16 protein-coding genes and 1 pseudogene are annotated in these 20,255 nt (G+C 65.1%); 6 read left to right on the top strand and 11 right to left on the bottom strand.

Features of this window, described 5'->3' with window-relative positions:
• Positions 1-26 precede the first annotated feature (26 nt).
• From lpxK to CTR55_RS11060, 4 genes are all read right to left on the bottom strand, one after another.
• Complete coding sequence (gene lpxK, locus CTR55_RS11075) at positions 27-1,025, bottom strand: tetraacyldisaccharide 4'-kinase (protein WP_296286090.1); 999 nt, start codon at positions 1,023-1,025, stop codon at positions 27-29.
• A complete protein-coding gene (locus tag CTR55_RS11070) occupies positions 1,025-1,474 on the bottom strand; it encodes a biopolymer transporter ExbD (RefSeq protein WP_045211644.1) in 450 nt (149 codons plus the stop codon). Before CTR55_RS11070 ends, lpxK begins: the two co-directional genes overlap by 1 nt.
• Positions 1,471-2,106 carry a MotA/TolQ/ExbB proton channel family protein gene (locus CTR55_RS11065; protein ID WP_017519262.1) on the bottom strand — a complete coding sequence of 212 codons (636 nt, stop codon included), beginning with the start codon at positions 2,104-2,106 and terminating at the stop codon, positions 1,471-1,473. The genes CTR55_RS11070 and CTR55_RS11065 overlap by 4 nt, the downstream gene beginning before the upstream one ends.
• Before the next feature lie 71 nt (positions 2,107-2,177).
• Complete coding sequence (locus CTR55_RS11060) at positions 2,178-4,388, bottom strand: DNA internalization-related competence protein ComEC/Rec2 (protein ID WP_296286517.1); 2,211 nt, start codon at positions 4,386-4,388, stop codon at positions 2,178-2,180.
• Positions 4,389-4,540: 152 nt separating this feature from the next.
• Between CTR55_RS11060 and CTR55_RS11055 the strand changes: the two genes are divergently transcribed.
• Positions 4,541-5,071: a DUF2062 domain-containing protein gene (locus tag CTR55_RS11055; protein WP_296286088.1), complete on the top strand. Its 531-nt coding sequence runs from the start codon at positions 4,541-4,543 to the stop codon at positions 5,069-5,071.
• A gap of 172 nt (positions 5,072-5,243) precedes the next feature.
• Here CTR55_RS11055 and CTR55_RS11050 read toward each other — a convergent pair whose 3' ends face one another.
• The 3 genes from CTR55_RS11050 to CTR55_RS11040 are packed head-to-tail and all read right to left on the bottom strand — an operon-like array spanning position 5,244 to position 8,447.
• Complete coding sequence (locus CTR55_RS11050) at positions 5,244-6,491, bottom strand: lipoprotein-releasing ABC transporter permease subunit (protein ID WP_296286086.1); 1,248 nt, start codon at positions 6,489-6,491, stop codon at positions 5,244-5,246.
• An 11-nt stretch (positions 6,492-6,502) separates the two neighbouring features.
• Positions 6,503-7,201 (bottom strand): lipoprotein-releasing ABC transporter ATP-binding protein LolD, encoded by a 699-nt coding sequence (gene lolD, locus CTR55_RS11045; RefSeq protein WP_296286084.1) that lies wholly within the window; start codon positions 7,199-7,201, stop codon positions 6,503-6,505.
• Positions 7,194-8,447 carry a lipoprotein-releasing ABC transporter permease subunit gene (locus tag CTR55_RS11040; RefSeq protein ID WP_296286083.1) on the bottom strand — a complete coding sequence of 418 codons (1,254 nt, stop codon included), beginning with the start codon at positions 8,445-8,447 and terminating at the stop codon, positions 7,194-7,196. The genes lolD and CTR55_RS11040 overlap by 8 nt, the downstream gene beginning before the upstream one ends.
• 124 nt (positions 8,448-8,571) lie before the next feature.
• On the opposite strand from CTR55_RS11040, the gene CTR55_RS11035 reads away from it, so the two are divergent.
• Genes CTR55_RS11035 through CTR55_RS11025 form a run of 3 tightly spaced genes read left to right on the top strand, consistent with a single transcriptional unit; the run spans position 8,572 to position 10,195 of the window.
• Entirely contained in the window at positions 8,572-9,147 is a 576-nt protein-coding gene (locus CTR55_RS11035; protein ID WP_296286081.1) for a PilZ domain-containing protein, read from the top strand.
• Positions 9,148-9,161: 14 nt separating this feature from the next.
• Positions 9,162-9,476, top strand: a complete 315-nt coding sequence (locus tag CTR55_RS11030; RefSeq protein ID WP_296286079.1) for a phosphodiesterase — start codon at positions 9,162-9,164, stop codon at positions 9,474-9,476.
• Entirely contained in the window at positions 9,473-10,195 is a 723-nt protein-coding gene (locus CTR55_RS11025) for a glycerophosphodiester phosphodiesterase (protein WP_296286077.1), read from the top strand. The genes CTR55_RS11030 and CTR55_RS11025 overlap by 4 nt, the downstream gene beginning before the upstream one ends.
• 42 nt (positions 10,196-10,237) lie before the next feature.
• Here the strand turns inward: CTR55_RS11025 and sthA are convergent, their stop codons facing one another.
• From sthA to CTR55_RS11005, 4 genes and pseudogenes are all read right to left on the bottom strand, one after another.
• On the bottom strand, positions 10,238-11,632 hold the full coding sequence (gene sthA, locus CTR55_RS11020; RefSeq protein ID WP_296286075.1) for a Si-specific NAD(P)(+) transhydrogenase: 1,395 nt from the start codon (positions 11,630-11,632) through the stop codon (positions 10,238-10,240).
• 210 nt (positions 11,633-11,842) lie between these two features.
• Positions 11,843-12,865 carry an FAD:protein FMN transferase gene (locus CTR55_RS11015; RefSeq protein ID WP_296286074.1) on the bottom strand — a complete coding sequence of 341 codons (1,023 nt, stop codon included), beginning with the start codon at positions 12,863-12,865 and terminating at the stop codon, positions 11,843-11,845.
• A gap of 174 nt (positions 12,866-13,039) precedes the next feature.
• A pseudogene (locus tag CTR55_RS11010) lies at positions 13,040-14,398 on the bottom strand (amino acid permease); the annotation flags it as partial.
• Positions 14,399-14,506: 108 nt separating this feature from the next.
• A complete protein-coding gene (locus CTR55_RS11005; protein ID WP_296286073.1) occupies positions 14,507-15,973 on the bottom strand; it encodes a glyceraldehyde-3-phosphate dehydrogenase in 1,467 nt (488 codons plus the stop codon).
• Between the two features lie 140 nt (positions 15,974-16,113).
• On the opposite strand from CTR55_RS11005, the gene mfd reads away from it, so the two are divergent.
• Together mfd and CTR55_RS10995 are read left to right on the top strand one after the other, a co-directional pair.
• Entirely contained in the window at positions 16,114-19,578 is a 3,465-nt protein-coding gene (gene mfd, locus CTR55_RS11000) for a transcription-repair coupling factor (RefSeq protein ID WP_296286071.1), read from the top strand.
• Between the two features lie 11 nt (positions 19,579-19,589).
• Positions 19,590-20,252: a CsiV family protein gene (locus CTR55_RS10995; protein WP_296286069.1), complete on the top strand. Its 663-nt coding sequence runs from the start codon at positions 19,590-19,592 to the stop codon at positions 20,250-20,252.
• The last annotated feature ends 3 nt before the right edge of the window (positions 20,253-20,255 follow it).

Genomic DNA, 20,255 nt, shown 5'->3' with positions numbered 1-20,255 from the left:
ACAGTTTGAATGCGGGCGACGGCGGATCAGCGGGCGAGCAGGCGCTCGAGCTGAACGTCGAACCAGGCGACGAAGGCCGGCGACGGCTGCGCTTCGACGGCGAGGTACCACCAATCGGGCGCGGCGAAGGACCGGCATTTCACCGCGTCCTTCTCGGTCATGACCAGCGGCAGTTCCGGCGTGAAGCGCAGCTGCTCGGCGGTATAGGCCGCATGGTCGGGGAAGGGATGCGGAATCGGCCGCCAGTTTAGCGCCTCGAGCGTCTTGAAGAAACGCTGCGGATTACCGATCCCGGCCAGGGCATGCAGTGCTTGCCCTGCGGGGAAATGCTCGACGCCACGGCGCTCGCCGCTGGCCAGGTTGACCAGGGCAGAAGGTCGCAGGACGAAGGAGAAGGCGCCTGGCGGATCGGACGGCGCGCCGTTGTGCAGCACGGCGTCGACTTCGGCCAGTCGCTCAGCGGGTTCGCGCAGCGGCCCGGCGGGCAGGCAGCGCCCGTTGCCCAGGCCACGGGCGGCGTCGATCAGCACCAGCTCCAGGTCACGTGCCAGACGGTAGTGTTGCAGGCCGTCGTCACAGAGGATCAGGTCCAACGGCTCCTCGGCCAGCAGCGCACGCACGGCGCTGGAGCGGTCCGGGTCGATCATCAGCGGCACGCCGCTGCGGCGCACGATCATCAGCGGCTCGTCGCCCGCCTCCGCCGCCGACTGCTCGGCGCGTACGCGCCAGGGCGTCTGTGGCGGCTTGGCGCCGTAGCCGCGACTGACCACGCCAACCTTCAGCCCACGGGCGCGGCAGTGCTCGATCAGCCAGAGGATCATCGGCGTTTTGCCGGTACCACCCACTGTGATGTTGCCGACCACGATGATCGGCACGGGAGCGCGGTAGGCCGGCTTGGCGCCGGAGAGGAAATCCTGCCGGCGGCCTTGGGCGACGCGCCGGTAGAGCCGTTCGAGCGGCCTGAGGAGAACAAGGGCCGGGTGGCCCTTGTACCAGGCGTCGAGCAGGCGGTCGGAGAAGGCCATCAGGGGGTCTTCTTGTCCGCCCGGGACTCGATGGTGGTGATGCGCAGGTGGGTGAAGCCCAGCTTGCCGGCGGCATCCATCGCGGTGACCACGGACTGGTAGTCCACCTTGCCGTCGGCGGTAATCACCACCGGCAGGCTGTTGTCGCCGGCGGATTCGCGCTGCATGGCGTTCATCAGGTTTTCCAGGTCGTCGCGCGCCAGGCTCTGGCCGTTGAGCGCGTAGTGACCTTCGAGGCTGATGGAGATTTCCAGCTGCTTGATCTCGGTGGCTTCAGGCGGCGTGCCGCTGACTGCTTCGGGCAGTTCGACCTTGAGCTGCGAAGGCTTGGTGAACGAGGTGGCAACCACGAAGAACAGCAGCAGCACGAAGATCACGTCGATCAGCGACGCCAGGTTGATGAAGACGTCCTCGCGGGCCGCTCCGCCCGCTCTACGGCGGAATTTCACGCTTTGCCTTCCTCGACGAAGTCGACTTCGCGGTCACCCTGGGTCACTTCCACCAGCTTGATGGCTTCCTGCTCCATGGCGATGACCAGCTCATCGACGCGGCGCAGCAGGTAGCGGTGGAAGAACACCGCCGGGATCGCCACGATCAGGCCGGCCGCGGTGGTGATCAGGGCCTTGGAGATACCGCCGGCGAGCATCGGCGCGTTGGCCATGCCGTCGCCCATGAAGGCGCTGAATATCTGGATCATGCCGAACACGGTGCCCAGCAAGCCAAGCAGCGGGGCCATGGCGGCGATGGTGCCCAGGGCATTGAGGTAGCGCTCCAGCTCATGGATGACGCGGGACGCAGCCTCCTCGATGCACTCCTTCATGATCTCGCGGCCGTGCTTGGAGTTGGCCAGACCGGCGGCGAGGATTTCACCCAGCGGAGACGACGCGCGCAGGTCCTTGAGGGCCTGGCTGTTCATCTTCTTGTCCTTGATCTGCTTCCACACCTGACCGAGCAGTTGCGGCGGCGCCACACGGCTCAAGCGCAGTGTCCAGAGACGTTCGGCGACGATCGCCATGGCAGCGACGGAGCTCAGCAAGATCGGCAGCATCATCCAGCCGCCAGCTTTGACCAGTTCCCACACAGTGGTGAATCCCCTGAAAAAAAGTGGCGCCACTCTAGCACAGGGGCCATGGCGAGCCGACCGCCCCGGTCTCAATTTTCCTGCCAGAAATGTGCGCCTTCCCGCACTCCCCGGAGCTCGCCATGGGCACCGAGCGTCAGGGTCAGCGCGCCCTGCTCCGCCGTATCCTGAATCCGCATGCCCAGCGCGCGGAAGCGCTCGACGACCGACGGGTGCGGATGGCCGTAAGGGTTGTTGGCGCCGCGGGAGATGATCGCCGTCGACGGCCCGATTGCCCGCAGGAACGCCGGCCCGGAGGAGCTGCGACTGCCATGGTGCCCGGCCAGCAACCAGTCGATATGCTCGCCGGGATGCGCCGCGAGCCACGCCAGTTCGGCGGGTTGCGGCAGGTCGCCGGTGAGCAGGATGCGCTCGCCGTTGGCTTCGATTTCCAGCGCGCAGGAGCGGTCATTGCTTTCCTTGGCGCCCGCCCAGGTCCAACTGCTGAGGCGAACACCGTCGATAGCCCAGCCCTCGACTCGACAGGGGTGCGCCTGCAACTCCCTCGGGAGGCGCTCCGGTTCACCACTGACGACCTGCGCCGGCCGCAGCGAGCGCTTCACCGCCAAGGCGCCGCCGGCATGGTCGTTGTCCGCGTGACTGAGCACCAGCATATCCAGATGACCGATGCCCAGGCTCCGCAGCGTCGGCACGACCACGCGCTCGCCGATGTCGAAATCGCCATTGCGCGCCCCGGTGTCGTAGAGCCAGACCTGACTGCGCGTACGGATCAGCACCGACAGCCCCTGCCCCACATCCAGCACGCGGATCTCGGCCATGCCCGGCGCGGGCAGCGAGACTGTCGGCCAGAACACCGGCAGGAACATCGCCAGCCCCAGCGAACGCAATGGCACGCCGGCCGGCGCAAGCAGCAGGAGCGTCCCCAGCATCGCCAGCGCCACCGCCCAGGTCGGCGCGGCTACCGGCTGCCAGGCGGGTGCCAGCTCGGCCATCCAGCCCAGCAGGCGGAACAGCAATTCCAGAAGACCACCCGACACCCAGAGCAGGGATTCGCCCAGCCAGGGAATGCCAAGCGCCAGACTCCCCAGCAGGGCCAACGGCACCACGACCAACTCCACCCAAGGTACCGCGATCAGGTTGGCGACCACGCCGGAAACGCTCAGCGGCAGGCCCAGGGCGATGGACGCTGGCAGCAGCCCGACCGCCATCAGCCATTGCGCGCGCAGCCAGGTGCGCCAGGCGCTCCAGCGCCCCAGCCGCCCCGAGAAGCCGAAGATCAGCAACGCCACCGACGCATAGGACAGCCAGAAGCCCGGCAACAGCACCACCAGCGGCTCGGCCAGCAGCACCGCCAGCAAGGCGCCCAGCAGAGGCGTCCACAGGCCGCGATGGCGGTAGCGCAGACGCCAGAAAAGGACGATGGAGACCATGACGCACGCGCGCTGCAACGGCACCTCGAATCCCGCCATCAGGCTGTAGGCCCAGGCGCCGATGGCGGCCAGCCCGCAGGCACAGGGCAACCAGGGCAGGCGCACCGGCCAGCAACCGAAGCGCGCCAGCCCGGCAACCAGCGCATAGAGCAAGCCGGCCAGCAGCGAGATGTGCGAGCCGGAGATCACCATCAGGTGCAGGGTTCCGGTGTCCTGCAGGACCTGCCAGTCCGCCGTGGTCAGCCCGGAAGCATCGCCCAGCACCAGGGCCGCCAAAGCCCCGGAACGACCGTGTGCATCTACCGCCAGCAAGCGCTGCCGCCAGGCTTCGCGCCAAGCACGCGGGCCGCTGGAAGCCTCCAGGCGTTGCCCGTCCTTAACACTGCCGGTGGCGCCGATACGCTGGGCGGTGAGCCAGGCCTCGTAATCGAAGCCTGCGCCATTGACCATGCCATGAGGGCGCTTGAGCTTCACTGCCAGCCGCCAGCGCTCGCCGCCCTCCACCGGCGGCCCGCCGAACCAGGACAGACGTAGCGTGGCGGGAACCTTCGCGCGAGGGCTGGAGGCATCAGCGAGCACGAAGCGCACCGAGGCTCCGGAGCGATCCGGCAAGCCCTCCACCCTGCCCTCAAGCCATAGCGTGCGGCCGTCCAGATCCGGCGCCAAACGCTCCTCCAGCGCCCACTGCGCCGACTGGCAGGCCCAGGCGAAACCGAGCAGGAACAGGCCGACGAAGTAACCACGGGTGAACAACAGAGGTAACGCAAGCAGCGCGAGCAGCAGCAGAACCCAGCCGGGTGGAAGCGCCGGCATCCAGCGCAGCGCGAGCAATCCCAGGGCCAGCGCGAACATCCCTGTACGAGGCAACGGAGCGACTCCCTGACTCCGGCGCAACCGCCGATCCGATTGGCAAGCGGCGGTTACACACGGACATAGTTGGCAACGAATGACTGCCACCTAGCTAGGCATAATGGGCCGTCGTCCGTCTGCCAGAGATTTCCTCCATGCCGCGCCGAATCTTCAAGCGCTACATGCCGGATCCGGAGAGCATCAGGCACCACAAGGGCCTGCGCTTTCTCGGACCGCTGATCCAGTCGCCCAACCTCTGGCACCTGAATCGCCGCTCCGTGTCCCGCGCCATGGGCATGGGGCTGTTCGCCGCCTTCATCCCGATCCCACTGCAAATGCTGCTGGCCGCCTCGCTGGCGGTGTGGGTACGGGCCAACCTGCCGATCTCGGTCGGGCTGGTCTGGCTGACCAACCCGATCACCATGCCACCGGTGTTCTACTGCACCTACAAGATGGGCGCCTGGGTCATGGGCATCCCGGCGCGCGTCCTGCCCGACCACCTGACCTGGGAGTGGATCAGCAGCGAGCTGGCAGCGCTGTGGCAACCGTTCCTGCTGGGGTCAGTGATCTGCGGCATCCTGGTGGGCATCCTCGGCTACCTGGCCACCGAGGGTTACTGGCGCTGGTGGATCGGCCGCAGTTGGCGTCGCCGCCGGGCGCTGCGCAACCTGCAGAACGGAATTTGATGGTTCAAACGTAGGAGCGGACTTCGTCCGCGATCGTTTCAACGCCGCTCCGGCCAATCAGAGAGCGCGGCCAGCCAATCGCGGACAAAGTCCGCTCCTACGCCAATCCCCAGCGTCGATAGCAGGTACAAAAAAGCCGCCCCGAAGGGCGGCTTTTTTGCGGACGGATGAATCACTCGTAACGCAGCGATTCCGCCGGCTGGGTCGAGGCCGCGCGCCAGGCTGGGTACAGCGTGGCGAGGAAGCTCATCGACAGCGCCGCGACGCAGATCAGCACGATATCGCTGATCTGCGGGTCCGACGGCAGGTAATTGATGAAGTAGATGTCCGAGTTGAACACGTGAGTACCGGCCACGCGCTCCAGGGTCGAGACGATGGCGGTGACGTTGTACGCCGCCAGCACGCCCAGTACGCAGCCGATGACGGTGCCGATCAGGCCGATCACCGTGCCCTGCACCATGAAGATCGCCATGATCTGCTTCGGCGTGGCGCCCAGTGTGCGCAGGATGGCGATGTCCGCGCGCTTGTCGGCCACCACCATGATCAGCGTGGCAATGATGTTGAAGGCGGCAACCGCGACGATCAGCAACAGCAGCAGGCCGATCATGGTCTTTTCCATCTTCATCGCGCTGAACAGGCTGCCCTGGGTGTGGGTCCAGTCCACCGAGCGATAACCTTCGCCCAGTTGTTTGGCGATGGCCGCGCCGACTTCCGGCGCCTGGAACAGGTCTTTCAGGGCAATGCGTACGCTCTGCACCTGGCCAGGCTGCCAGCGCAGCAGGCTCGCCGCGTCGTCAACGTGGATCAGTGCCAGGGAGCTGTCCAGCTCGGCGCCTACCTTGAAGATACCGACCACATTCAGGCGCTGCATGCGCGGGGTGATACCGCCGGGCGCGGTGCTGGGTTCGGGGACGATCAGCAGCAGGCTGTCACCGACGTTGACGTGGAAGCGCCGCGCGGTGATCTCGCCGATGACCACGCCGAACTCGGTGGCCTTGAGGTCGTCGAGGCTGCCGCGAACCATGTGCTGGCCGATGATCGACACCTGGGTTTCCAGCGCCGGATCGACGCCGTCGACCTCGATGGGCTGCATCATGCCCTTGTAGGAGAGCATGCCGTCGACTTCGGTGTAGGGCACCGCGCCGACGATCTTGGGGTTCTGCTTCGCCACCTCGGCGACATGCTGCCAATTATCCAGCGGACCGCTGGTCTGTTGCAGCACGGCGTGCGGGACCATGCCGAGGATGCGCGAGCGCATTTCCTTCTGGAAGCCGTTCATCACCGAGAGCACCACGATCATGGCCAGCACGCCCAGGGCGAGGCCGATCATCGAGGTCAGGGAGATGAACGAGATGTAGTGGTTGCGTCGCTTGGCCCGCGTGTAGCGGGTGCCGATGAAGATGGATAGGGGTCTGAACATTCCGGTATCCCTCAGGCGGCGACCAGCCGACCCTCCTCCAGGCGCAGCACACGGTCCATCTGCTGGGCAAGGTAAGTGTCGTGGGTCACGACCAGGAAGGCGGTGCGCAGGGACTGCGACAGTTCAAGCATCAGTTCCTGGATACCATGGGCAGTGTGCTGGTCGAGGTTGCCGGTGGGTTCGTCGAGCAGCACCAGTTTCGGCGTGTTCACCAGGGCGCGGGCAATGGCCACGCGTTGGCGCTCACCGCCGGAAAGCTCGGACGGTTTGTGGCTCAGGCGATGGCCCAGGCCAACACGCTCCAGCAACGCCGTGGCACGCTGACGCGCCTCTGGGATCGGCGTCTTGCCGATCAGCAGCGGCATGCAGACGTTCTCCAGGGCGGTGAACTCCGGAAGCAGGTGGTGGAACTGGTAGACGAAGCCCAGTGCGCGGTTGCGCAGCAGGCCGCGCTGCTTCTCGTTGAGCGCCGACAACTGCTCGCCGGCCAGCCAGACACTGCCGGTGCTGGGCGTGTCGAGGCCACCGAGCATGTTCAACAGGGTGCTCTTGCCCGAACCGGAGCTACCGATGATGGCGACGCGCTCGCCGGGCAGCAGCTCCAGTTGCACGTCGGAGAGGACCTCGACCGACTGCGGGCCTTCCTCGTAGCGTTTGCCAAGATCGCGGCAGCTCAGGACAGCCTGGTCGTTGGGGGTCGGCTTACTCATAACGCAGGGCCTCCGCGGGCTGGGTGCGGGCCGCACGCCAGGCCGGATACAGGGTGGCGAGGAAACTCAGGATCAGCGCGGCGCTACAGACCAGGACCACGTCCTCGCTCATCAGCTGCGAGGGCAGGTAGTCGATGAAGTAGACGTCCGCGTTGAGGAATTTGTGGCCCAGCAGGCGTTCCAGCAGGGCGATGGCGGAGCTGACGTTGAGCGCCGCTAGCACGCCAAGCACGCCGCCGATGAAGGTGCCGATCACGCCGATCACCGTGCCCTGGACCATGAAGGTCGCCATGATCTGGCCCGGCGTGGCGCCCAGCGTGCGCAGGATGGCGATGTCGGCCTTCTTGTCGGTGACGACCATGACCAGGGTGGAAATGATGTTGAACGCGGCAACCGCGACGATCAGCAGCAGCAACAGGCCGATCATGGATTTCTCCATGCGGATCGCCTGGTACAGGTTGCCGTGGCTGCGGGTCCAGTCGCGGGCGAAGTAGTCGTTGCCCTTCAGGGTGCGGGCGATTTCCCAGGCGGTGCGCGGCGCCTGGAACAAGTCGTCGAGCTTCAGGCGCAGGCCTTCGACCTGGCCCTCCTTGAGGCGGCGCATGCGTGCGGCGTCATCGATGTTGACCATGGCGACGTATCCGTCCAGCTCGCCGGCGCCAACGTGGAAGGTGCCAACCACGGTAAAACGCTTCATGCGCGGGAACATGCCGGCCGGGGTGACCGAGACCTCCGGGGCGATGAAGGTCACCTTGTCGCCCAGCTTCACGCCGAGGTTCTTCGCCGCCTTGTCGCCGATGATGATGCCGAACTCGCCGGGCTTCAGGCTTTGCAGCGAGCCTTGCTGGAAGAACTGGTCGATGATCGAGACCTTGCTCTCCTCGTTCGGGTCCACGGCGTTGATCAGCACCTTCTGCACCGTGCCACCAGCGCTGAGCAGGCCCTGCATCTGAATGAAGGGGGCGACCTCCAGCACGTTGGGGTGCTGTGTCTTGATCTGCCCGGCGATACCCCGCCAGTCCTGGATGGGCTGGTAGGACTCGACCGTGGCGTGGGGCACCATGCCCAGCACGCGGGTGCGCATCTCGTGGTCGAAGCCGTTCATCACCGAGAGCACCACGATCATCACCACCACGCCCAGCGCGAGGCCGATCATGGAGGTGAGCGAGATAAAGGAAACGAAGTGGCTGCGGCGTTTGGCGCGTGTGTAGCGCGTTCCGATGTAGACGGAAAGAGGTCTGAACATGAGGGGCCGATTGAGAAGATGAAGAGTGCGTCGGGCGTCAGATCCATCTGGCGTGCGACTTCCGTGTGGCGAGGCCAGGCAGGCGGCTTTACACTCAGACCATCACTGCTGCCGTGGGTTCGCCATGTCCACTCCAGACGCGGATGACCGCCGCGAATACTATCGTATTGAAGACACGCTCGCATTGGAATTTCGCCCGCTGCGCGAGGACGAAATCCAGTCGCAAGAAGTGCTTCAGGATGATTCCGCGCTGTTCAATCTGCTCAGCGACCTGCACCTGACCGACTTCGAGTCGCAGCACCTGCTGCGCCATATCAACGAGCGCGACCGCCCGCTGGCCAGCTACCTGAAGGTGATGAACAAGCGCATCGACCTGATCGCCCAGGCGCTGACCCAGAGCCTGCTCCGCGAGATCGGCCCGGCGCGCAAGGTGACGCTGTCCGAAGGCGGCATCAATTTCCGCGACACCCAGCCACTGCTGGTCGGCCAGTACCTGGCGCTGAAGATCGTCCTGCTCCCCCACGGCCTGGGCCTTCTGTTGCGCGCCAAGGTCACCCATTGCCAGCAGCAGCCTGAGGGCGACTACGAGATCGGCACCGAATTCGAGATGCTCGGCGATGCCCAGCGCCAGTTGCTGGCCCGCCACATCCTCCAGCACCAGGCACTGGAACGCCGGCAGGCCAAGGCCCGCGAAGAATGAACGAAAGGAAATCCATGCGCCTTCTGCTGCTCCTGTTGAGCCTTGTCACCCCGCTGCCACTGCTGGCCGATACCATCGAGATTCCCGTGGGCGCCCAGGGCGACCCACACATCTCGCTACCGGCCCGCGGCGAGAGCCAGAAAGCCGTGCTGGAGCGCTTCGGCCTGCCGGACGAGGAGCATCCGGCAGTGGGCAAGCCGCCCATCTCGCGCTGGGACTACCGCGAATTCAGCGTCTATTTCGAGAGCGGGGTGGTGGTCGATGCCGTTCGCCAGCACCGCTCGCACTATCTCAAGGACCTTTCACCGACTCCCAAGGAGCCCCAGTGACTCTGATCTATGGCCATCGCGGCGCCAAAGGCGAAGCACCGGAAAATACCCTGACCAGCTTCCAGCGCTGCCTGGAACATGGCGTGAAGCGCTGCGAACTGGATCTGCACCTGTCCCGCGACGGCGAGCTGATGGTGATCCACGATTCGACGCTCAAACGCACCACCGGCCGGCGCGGCAAAGTGTCCGAGCAACTGGCGGACGATCTGGTGACCATGGACGCCCGTGAAGGCGGCCCGGGCTGGATACGCCCCTGCCCAATTCCGCGCCTGGCGGAGCTGTTCGAGCGCTGCGAGTTCGAGCACTGGCAGCTGGAAGTCAAAAGCGCCTCGAAGGACCGGGCCGGGCGCACGGTGCAGGCAATCCACCAGTTGGTGGGCCGTTTCGGCCTGCGCGACCGGATCACCGTGACCTCGAGCTCACGCACGGTGCTGCGCGCGCTGGACGAGCTGGCGCCGGACCTGCAACGCGGGCTGGTGGCCGAATACGCCTGGCTCGACCCGTTGAAGGTCGCCGCGCACTACGGCTGCCATCTGCTGGCGCTGAACTGGATGCTGTGCACCCCGGAGCGTCTGCTCAAGGCGCAGAAGCAGGGGCTGCATGTGTCGGTCTGGACGGTCAACGAGCCGGCGCTGATGCGCCGGCTCGCCGATTTTGGCGTGGATAGCCTGATTACAGACTTTCCCGGTTTGGCCACTGCCACGATCGGGAATCGCTGAGCAGGTTCCCCCCGACCGGCTCAGGCCGCCGGTCGGGGTACCTCAAAAAATCCGGTTCAGGCCGTCGAACGCCGCTACGCGGTAGGCTTCGGCCATGGTCGGATAGTTGAAGGTGGTGTTGACGAAGTACTTCAGGGTGTTCAGCTCGCCCGGCTGGTTCATGATCGCCTGGCCGATGTGGACGATCTCCGAGGCCTGGTCGCCGAAGCAGTGCACACCGAGGATTTCCAGGGTCTCGCGGTGGAACAGGATCTTCAGCATGCCCACCGGCTCGTTGGATATCTGCGCGCGAGCCATGCCCTTGAAGAAGGCCTTGCCCACCTCATAAGGAATCTTCGCCACGGTCAGCTCCTGCTCGTTCTTGCCGATCGAGCTGATCTCCGGAATGGTGTAGATGCCGGTCGGCACGTCGTTCACGAAGCGCCAGCCATCGTGCTCGACGATGTTGCCGGCAGCCGAACGACCCTGGTCGTAGGCGGCGCTGGCCAGGCTCGGCCAACCAATCACGTCGCCGGCGGCGTAGATGTTCGACACCGAGGTGCGATAGTTCTCGTCCACCTCGATCTGGCCACGGCTGTTGACCTTGATGCCGATGTTCTCGAGGCCCAGGCGGTCGGTATTGCCGGTACGGCCGTTACACCACAGCAGGGCGTCGGCCTTGATCTTCTTGCCCGACTTCAGGTGCAGGATCACCCCGTTGTCCAGGCCTTCCACGCGCTCGTAATCCTCATTGTGACGGATCAGCACGTTGTTGTTGCGCAGGTGATAGCTCAGCGCATCGGAGATTTCGTCGTCGAGGAAGCTCAGCAACTGGTCGCGGGTGTCGATCAGGTCCACCAGCACGCCCAGGCCGCTGAAGATCGAGGCGTACTCGCAGCCGATCACGCCGGCTCCGTAGATGATCAGGCGGCGCGGGGTGTGGCTCAGGGAGAGAATGGTGTCGCTGTCGTAGACGCGCGGGTGGTTGAAGTTGATGTCCGACGGGCGATACGGGCGCGAGCCGGTGGCGATGACGAACTGGTCGGCCACCAGGCGCTCCACGGCGCCGCTGGGGGTCACGACTTCAACGGTACGCTCGTCGACGAAACTGGCGGTGCCGTTGAACATGTCGATGCGGTTGCGCGCGTAGTAGCCGGTGCGCGAGGAGACCTGCTTGGAGATCACCCGCTCGGCGCTTTTCAGTACGTCCGGGAAGGAGAACCAGCGCGGCTCGCCGATCTGGCGGAACATCGGGTTGGTGTTGAACTCGATGATCTGCTTCACCGAGTGACGCAACGCCTTGGACGGGATGGTGCCCAGGTGCGTGCAGTTGCCGCCGACCACGCGACGGCTGTCCACCACCGCCAGCTTGCGCCCGTACTTGGAGGCGTTCATCGCTGCCCCCTCGCCTGCCGGGCCCGTGCCGAGAATCACCACGTCGTAGTTGTAGACAGCCATGCGTACTCCTTCAGAACAGGCCGGGGCGCCCGCGTGGCGCTCCCGGCGAAGCCCCGGCACCACATGCGCCGAGGCGGATCGAAATCATTGGCGCAGCTTAGCCCTGCGGCAAAAGGCTGCACATTAGCGGTTGGTCGGCAGGTAGGCGAATTTTGCCGCCACTACATGCCTTGACCAGCCGGCGGGCCGCCATCATGCCCGCCGAAGCTTTCATTCAGGCGACGGGAACAGCGCCTCGAAGCGCGTCGTCGCGCGGGTCACGAAGCCCTCGCCCTGGTGCACGATGAAGAAGGCCGCCAGCCCGTTGCGCTCGGCAAAGGTATAGCCCTCCTCCGGCCCCAGCACCATCAGCAGGGTCGACAGACCATCGGCATGCAGAGCCTGGGCATCCGCCACCGTGACCGCCGCCAGCGCATGCTTGATTGGCGTGCCACTGCGCGGATCGAAGGTGTGCGAATAGCGCTGCCCACCTTCCTCGAAATAGTTGCGGTAGTTGCCGGAGGTGGACAGCCCGAAGCCGTCCAACGCCACCGAGCGCTCCACCTGACGTTCGCGCTCACCGCTGGGGACTTCCAGGGCGATGCGCCAGGGCGTGCCATCGGGCTTGTGGCCCACGGCCTTGAGCTCGCCGGTGATTTCTACCAGGTAATCCGTCAACCCCAGCTCGGCCAGGCGCGCGCTGACCTGATCCACCGCGTAGCCGGCGACGATGCTGTCGAAGTCCAGTTGCGCGTCAACGTCCTTGCACAGCTGCTCGCCTTTCAGCTGCAGATGCTGATGACCGACGCGGGCCCTTGCCCGCTCCAGCGCAACGGCATCCGGCACCTTCTCGCCGCGCGACTGCGGGCCGAAACCCCAGAGATTCATCAGCGGCTCGACGGTGAGATCGAAGGCACCGCCGCTCTGCCGTGAAAGCTCCTCGCCGTAGCGCCAGAGCTTGAGCATGTCCGCCGGCAAGGCCATGCAACTGCCGGCCGGGCGGGCGTTGAAGCGCGAAATCACGGAGTCGTCGCGGTAGGTGGAGAACTGCTCGTCGAGGCTCGCCAGGATCGACTCGACCTCGGCCTTGAGCCTCGCAGTGTCCGGCGCCTTGTCCGTGGTCACGTACTGCACCGTGTAGCTGCTGCCCATGGTCGGCCCGCCAAAGCGTTCGACCGACTCCCCGCAACCTGCCAGGGCCGCCACCAGGACAGTCTGCACCAACACCGCCAACAGCCAGCTTCCACGCAACACTCGGCACCTCCTGCCGTCCCTCATCTGCCCGCCGCCGGGCATTCTACCGCAAGCACCCCGAGCCACTGTTTCCGCTCTGGCAAAGGTGCATTACCAAAAGAAAACGGGAGCCGAAGCTCCCGTTTCTCAACCGGTTCAGGCGTTGGCCTTGGCCGGGGACTTGCGCTTGAACAGGTAGCACAGCCCCATCAGCACGATCCACACCGGGATCGCATACACCGACACATCGATACCCGGGATCTGCAGCATGATGCCCAGGATGAACACCACGAAGGCCAGGCACAGCCAGTTGCCGAAGGGGTACCACAGCGCGCGGAAGAACGGCTGCACACCCTTGGCCACCATGGCCTTGCGGAACTTCATGTGGGCCAGGCTGATCATCGCCCAGTTGATCACCAGCGCCGCGACCACCAGGGACATCAGCAGCTCCAGCGCCTGGTGCGGGATCACGTAGTTGACCACCACGCAGGCGAGGGTAATGAACGCCGAGACGCCGATAGCCAGCAGCGGCACACCGCGGTCATCGACCTTGGCGAACGCGCGCGGGGCATCGCCCTGCTCGGCCAGGCCGTAGAGCATGCGGCTGTTGCAGTACACGCAGCTGTTGTAGACCGACAGCGCGGCAGTCAGAACCACAAAGTTCAGTACGTTGGCCGCCATGTCGCTGCCCATCAGCGAGAACACCTTCACGAACGGGCTGCCGCTGTAGGGGTCGCCAGCGCTGCTGATGCTCTGCAGCAGCGCATCCCAGGGGTACAGCGAGAGCAGGACCGCCAGGGCGCCGATATAGAAGATCAGGATCCGGTAGATGACCTGGTTGATCGCCTTGGGGATCACCTTCTTCGGCTCCGAGGCTTCGGCGGCGGTGATGCCCACCAGCTCCAGACCACCGAAGGAGAACATGATGATCGCCAGGACCATCACCAGCCCCTTCAGGCCATTGGGGAAGAAGCCGCCGTGCACCCACAGGTTGCTCACTGATGCCTGCGGGCCGCCAGTGCCGGTTGCCAGCAGCCAGACGCCGAGCAGGATCATGCCGATGATGGCAACCACCTTGATGATCGCGAACCAGAACTCGGTTTCGCCAAAGGCCTTCACGTTGAACAGGTTGATGGCGTTGATCAGGACGAAGAACACCGCCGCCGTCGCCCAGGTCGGGAAGTCCGGCCACCAGAACTGGATGTACTTGCCGACCGCGGTCAGCTCCGACATACCCACCAGAATGTACAGCACCCAGTAGTTCCAGCCGGACATGAAGCCGGCGAAACCGCCCCAGTACTTGTGCGCGAAGTGGCTGAAGGAACCGGCGACGGGCTCCTCGACGATCATCTCGCCCAGCTGGCGCATGATCAGGAAGGCGATGAAGCCACCGATGGCGTAGCCGAGGATCATCGACGGGCCGGCGGATTGCAGGACCCCGGCCGAGCCCAGGAACAGGCCGGTACCGATGGCGCCGCCGAGGGCGATCAGCTGGATATGGCGGTTCTTCAGACCGCGCTTCAGCTCGCCTTCATGCAGATGTTGTCCATCCATTTGAAGTCTTTCCAGGTTCGGGAATTGGCAGATTTTATCGATGGTTATGGGGGTGCCACTAACGAAAAACGGGAGCCCGAGAGCTCCCGTTTCCCTAATCCGCCTGAATCAGCACGGGAAAGCCGGCGGGTTTACACCAGCCATGTCTTCCATCACGCGGACAACCTGGCAGCTGTAGCCGAACTCGTTGTCGTACCAGACGTAGAGGACGACGCGGTTGTCGTTGGCGATGGTCGCCTCGGCATCGACGACGCCCGCATGGCGGGAACCGACGAAGTCGGTGGAAACCACTTCCTGGGAGGAGACGAAGTCGATCTGCTTCTGCAGATCCGAGTGCATGGCCATCTGGCGCAGGTACTCGTTGATCTCTTCGCGGTTGGTGGCCTTTTCCAGGTTCAGGTTGAGGATGGCCATGGAGACGTTCGGCGTCGGAACGCGGATGGCGTTGCCGGTCAGCTTGCCTTTCAGAACCGGCAGAGCCTTGGCAGCAGCGGTAGCGGCGCCAGTCTCGGTGATCACCATGTTCAGCGGCGCGGCGCGGCCACGGCGGCTGCCCTTGTGGAAGTTGTCGATCAGGTTCTGGTCGTTGGTGAACGAGTGAACGGTTTCGACGTGACCGTTGATGATGCCGTACTGGTCATTCACAGCCTTGAGCACCGGCACGATGGCGTTGGTGGTGCAGGAAGCGGCCGAAACGATCTTGTCGTCAGCGGTGATGTCGCCATGGTTGATGCCATGCACGACGTTCTTCAGCGCGCCCTTGCCCGGAGCGGTGAGGATCACGCGGTCGATACCCGGGCACTTCAGGTGCTGGCCCAGGCCTTCGGCGTCACGCCACTTGCCGGTGTTGTCGACCAGCAGGGCTTTCTTGATGCCGTACTGGGTGTAGTCGATCGACGCCGGGTCGTTGGAGTAGATCACCTGGATCAGGTTGCCGTTGGCGGTGATGGTGTTGTTTTCTTCATCGATGGTGATGGTGCCATCGAACGGACCATGCACGGAGTCACGACGCAGCAGGCTGGCGCGCTTGACCAGGTCGTTCTCGGCGCCCTTGCGCACGACGATGGCGCGCAGACGCAGGCCGTCGCCGCCACCGGTCTTCTCGATGAGGATACGGGCCAGCAGGCGACCGATACGGCCGAAACCGTACAGGACGACGTCGGTGCCTTCGCGGGCGCCGCCGTTCTGCTTGCCGACCACGTCGGCGAGCTCGTCCTTGGTGAACTGCTCGATGCTGCGGCCGTTACCTTCGGTCTTGAACTTGGCGACCATCTTGCCCAGGTCGACGGAAGCGGCGCCCAGCTTGAGCTCGCTCATCGCCTTGAGGATCGGGAAAGTGTCGTGAACCGACAGCCCGCCTTCTTCGGCCAGGCGGTGACGGGCGAAACGGTGCGCTTTGAGGATCGCGATCACCGAACGGTTGATCAGGCCACGGCCGTAGATCGAGGTCACCACGTTGTTGTTACGGTACAGCTGACCGATCAGCGGAATCATGGCTTCCGCGAGGGCTTCACGATCGATCCACTCACCGAGACACTGGTCGGGCTTCTGGGTCACGGGCAATACCTTCCACATGTAGGAGAAGAAAAAAGGGGCTACATTATGACGGCGTGAACAATCGCCGGCAATCCGCAGCGGTCGTATGACTGACATCCGTCAATCGGGATAGTTACAATCCCCCCGGTCAAATCCCTCGACCGGAGCCACGACTGCCCGTGTCCGTATTGCGCATTCCTACATTGCCGACCGCTGCCGGCAAGCAATCCTGGGGCAACCTCCCCGGAGCCGCCCTGAGCCTGGCCATCGCTGAAGCGGCCGGGCCGGCGAAGCGTTTCACCCTGTTGCTGACTGCCGACAGCCAGAGCGCCGAGCGCCTGGAGCAGGAGCTGCGCTTCTTTGCGCCGGACCTGCCAGTGCTGCAGCTGCCGGACTGGGAAACCCTGCCCTACGACGTGTTCTCGCCGCACCAGGACATCATTTCCCAGCGCGTCGCCACCCTTTATCAGTTGCCCGAGCTGCGCCGCGGTGTGCTGGTGGTGCCCATCACCACCGCCCTGCACCGCCTGGCGCCGGCCAAGTTCCTGCTCGGCAGCAGCCTGGTCCTGGATGTCGGCCAGAAACTCGACGTCGAGCAGATGCGCAGCCGCTTCGAGGCCGCCGGCTATCGCTGCGTGGATACCGTCTACGAACACGGCGAGTTCGCCGTGCGCGGCGCGCTGATCGACCTGTTCCCGATGGGCAGCGAGCTGCCCTACCGCATCGACCTGTTCGATGACGAGATCGAGACGCTGCGCACCTTCGACCCGGAAACCCAGCGCTCCATCGACAAGGTGGAGAGTATCCGCCTGCTGCCGGCCCGCGAGTTCCCGCTGCGCAAGGACGCCGTTACCGGCTTTCGCGGCCGCTTCCGCGAGCGCTTCGACGTCGATTACCGTCGCTGCCCGATCTACCAGGACCTGGCCAGCGGCCTGACACCTGCCGGCATCGAGTACTACATCCCGCTGTTCTTCGAAGATGGCGAGACTTCGACGCTGTTCGACTATCTGCCGCAGGACACTCAGGTGTTCTCCCTGCCCGGCATCGAGACTGCCGCCGAGCAGTTCTGGACCGACGTGCGCAGCCGCTACGAGGACCGTCGCTACGACCCCGAGCGTCCGCTGCTGCCGCCCGCCGAAGTATTCCTGCCGGTCGAAGACTGCTTCGCCCGCCTGAAAAACTGGCCGCGCGTGGTGGTCAGCCCCGAGCCGCTCGAGGCCGGCGTCGGCCGCGAGCGCTTCCCTGCGCAGCCGCTGCCGGAGCTGGCCATCGAGGCCAAGGCCACCGAACCATTGGCGCGCCTGCGCCAGTTCATCGAGCAGTTCGATGGGCGCATCCTGTTCACTGCCGAATCCGCCGGCCGCCGCGAAGTGCTGCTGGAACTGCTGGCGCGGCTGAAGCTGCGTCCGGTGGAAGTCGAGGGCTGGCCGGGCTTCCTGGCGCACAAGGACCGCCTGGCGATCACCATCGCACCGATGGACGAAGGCCTGCTGCTCGACGGCGAGAAGAGTCAGCCGGGCATCGCCCTGGTGGCCGAGAGCCCGCTGTTCGGCCAGCGCGTCATGCAGCGCCGGCGCCGCGAGAAGACCCGCGAAGGTGGCGACAACGTCATCAAGAACCTCACCGAGCTGCGCGAAGGCGCGCCGGTGGTGCATATCGATCACGGCGTCGGTCGCTACATGGGCCTGATCACCCTGGAGATCGACAGCCAGAACGCCGAATTCCTCGCCCTGCAATACGCCGACGAAGCCAAGCTCTACGTGCCGGTGGCCAACCTGCACCTGATCGCTCGCTACACCGGCAGCGACGACGCCCTGGCACCGCTGCACAAGCTCGGCTCGGAAACCTGGCAGAAGGCCAAGCGCAAGGCCGCCGAACAGGTCCGCGACGTCGCCGCCGAACTGCTGGACATCTACGCCCGCCGCGCCGCGCGCAAGGGTTATGCCTTCAAGGACCCGCTGGCCGACTACGCCACCTTCTCCGCCGGCTTCCCCTTCGAGGAAACCCCGGACCAGCAGACCGCCATCGAAGCGGTAGTCGCCGACATGCTCGCCGACAAGCCGATGGACCGCCTGGTCTGCGGCGACGTGGGCTTCGGCAAGACCGAAGTGGCGATGCGCGCGGCCTTCGTCGCGGTCCATAGCGGCAAGCAGGTCGCCGTGCTGGTGCCGACCACCCTCCTCGCCCAGCAGCACTACAACAGCTTCCGCGACCGCTTCGCCGATTGGCCGGTGACGGTCGAGGTCATGAGCCGCTTCAAGTCCGCCAAGGAAGTCGAAGGCGCCGTGGCACAGCTGGCCGAGGGCAAGGTCGACATCGTCATCGGCACCCACAAGCTGCTGCAGGACGACGTCAAGTTCAAGAACCTCGGCCTGGTGATCATCGACGAGGAGCACCGTTTCGGCGTACGCCAGAAGGAACAGCTCAAGGCCCTGCGCAGCGAGGTGGACATCCTCACCCTCACCGCCACGCCGATCCCGCGCACGCTCAACATGGCTGTGGCCGGCATGCGCGACCTGTCGATCATCGCCACGCCGCCGGCGCGCCGCCTCTCCGTGCGCACCTTCGTCATGGAAGAACAGAAATCGGTAATCAAGGAAGCCCTGCTGCGCGAACTGCTGCGCGGCGGCCAGGTGTACTTCCTGCACAACGAAGTGAAAACCATCGAGAAATGCGCCCGCGATCTGGCCGAACTGGTGCCGGAGGCGCGCATCGGCATCGGCCACGGGCAGATGCACGAGCGCGATCTGGAGCGGGTGATGAGCGACTTCTACCACAAGCGCTTCAACGTGCTGGTGGCCTCGACCATCATCGAAACCGGCATCGACGTGCCCAGCGCCAACACCATCCTCATCGAACGCGCCGACAAATTCGGCCTGGCCCAGCTGCACCAGTTGCGCGGGCGTGTTGGCCGCAGCCACCACCAGGCCTACGCCTACCTGCTCACCCCGCCGCGCAAGCAGATGACCCCGGACGCCGAAAAACGCCTGGAAGCCATTGCCAACGCCCAGGACCTCGGCGCCGGTTTCGTGCTGGCCACCCATGATCTGGAAATCCGCGGCGCCGGCGAACTGCTTGGCGACGGCCAGAGTGGGCAGATCCAGGCGGTGGGCTTCACCCTCTACATGGAAATGCTCGAGCGCGCGGTGAAGGCCATTCGCAAAGGCGAGCAACCAAACCTGGAGCAACCGCTGGGTGGCGGCCCCGACATCAACCTGCGCGTGCCGGCGCTGATCCCCGAGGATTACCTGCCGGACGTCCACGGCCGCCTGATCCTCTACAAGCGCATCGCCAACGCCGCCGACGAAGATGGCCTGCGCGAGCTGCAGGTGGAAATGATCGACCGCTTCGGCCTGCTGCCGGAGCCGGCGAAGAACCTGATCCGTCTGACTTTGCTGAAACTGCAGGCAGAAAAGCTCGGGATCGTGAAGGTAGATGCCGGCCCACAGGGCGGACGGGTAGAATTCGCCGCCGATACCTGCGTCGACCCGCTGGTTCTGATCAAGATGATCCAGAGCCAGCCCAATCGGTACAAATTCGAAGGGGCCACCCTCTTCAAGTTCCAGGTGCCCATGGAGCGCCCGGAAGAACGGTTCAACACGCTGGAGGCGCTGCTTGAGCGCCTCACGCCACAGACTCACTAAGGACCTTGTGCATGCGCCTGTTCCAACCCCTGCTGCTGTCGCTGGCGCTTCTCTCGCCAGCCGCCTTCGCCGAGCCCTACCAGGTGGAGCTGATCCTGTTCCAGCAGTCTGGCGACGCCGTGTTCGCCAGCCGCCCCGCGCCCGACGACTGGGCCAAGGGCGCGCAACCGCCGGGCCCGGATAGCTCGCGCCCGACCGCAATGGATGCGCAGGTCGCCAAGCTCAAGCAGAACGAAGGCTTCCAGGTGCTGATGCACAAGGCCTGGCGCCAGGAGATCGATGCCAACCCGGTGAAGATCTCCCTGAGCGAAGGCGCCCAGCGTGACGGCCACTTCCCGGTGGAAGGCACCGTCACCCTGAGCCAGCAGCGCTTCGTGAACACCCAGACCGACTTCTGGATCAACCAATTCGGCCAGGATGGCCTGCTCGCCGCCAGCCAGCACATGGTCCAGGAAGCCAGCCTGAAGAACAGCGTGCTGACCTACCTTGACCACCCCAGCCTGGGCATGCTGATCAAGGTCACCCCGCTCAACGCCCGCCCCGCCTCCGCGCCGCCGCCCGGCATGGAAGACGAGGCGCCCACCGGCCCTGACACCCCGCAGCAGCCGGCACCGGCTGCGCCGGCAGATGGCGGCTTTGAGGCCCCACCGCAAAGCCAGCCCGAACAGCAGTAAAGG

Source organism: Pseudomonas sp., assembly GCF_002796985.1.
In the GTDB taxonomy this organism is placed as follows: Bacteria; Pseudomonadota; Gammaproteobacteria; order Pseudomonadales; family Pseudomonadaceae; genus Pseudomonas.
Note: the sequence above shows the minus strand (reverse complement) of the source record. Positions and strands in the feature narration are given on the sequence as shown.

Excerpts from the sequence above, each read along its gene's own strand:
- sthA (WP_296286075.1), bottom strand. The coding sequence starts at position 11,632 with ATGGCTGTCTACAACTACGACGTGGTGATTCTCGGCACGGGCCCGGCA.
- CTR55_RS11030 (WP_296286079.1), top strand. The coding sequence starts at position 9,162 with ATGCGCCTTCTGCTGCTCCTGTTGAGCCTTGTCACCCCGCTGCCACTG.
- CTR55_RS11035 (WP_296286081.1), top strand. The coding sequence starts at position 8,572 with ATGTCCACTCCAGACGCGGATGACCGCCGCGAATACTATCGTATTGAA.
- CTR55_RS11050 (WP_296286086.1), bottom strand. The coding sequence starts at position 6,491 with ATGTTCAGACCCCTATCCATCTTCATCGGCACCCGCTACACGCGGGCC.
- CTR55_RS10995 (WP_296286069.1), top strand. The coding sequence starts at position 19,590 with ATGCGCCTGTTCCAACCCCTGCTGCTGTCGCTGGCGCTTCTCTCGCCA.
- CTR55_RS11055 (WP_296286088.1), top strand. The coding sequence starts at position 4,541 with ATGCCGCGCCGAATCTTCAAGCGCTACATGCCGGATCCGGAGAGCATC.
- lolD (WP_296286084.1), bottom strand. The coding sequence starts at position 7,201 with ATGAGTAAGCCGACCCCCAACGACCAGGCTGTCCTGAGCTGCCGCGAT.
- CTR55_RS11060 (WP_296286517.1), bottom strand. The coding sequence starts at position 4,388 with ATGTTCGCGCTGGCCCTGGGATTGCTCGCGCTGCGCTGGATGCCGGCG.
- lpxK (WP_296286090.1), bottom strand. The coding sequence starts at position 1,025 with ATGGCCTTCTCCGACCGCCTGCTCGACGCCTGGTACAAGGGCCACCCG.
- CTR55_RS11005 (WP_296286073.1), bottom strand. The coding sequence starts at position 15,973 with ATGTGGAAGGTATTGCCCGTGACCCAGAAGCCCGACCAGTGTCTCGGT.
- CTR55_RS11040 (WP_296286083.1), bottom strand. The coding sequence starts at position 8,447 with ATGTTCAGACCTCTTTCCGTCTACATCGGAACGCGCTACACACGCGCC.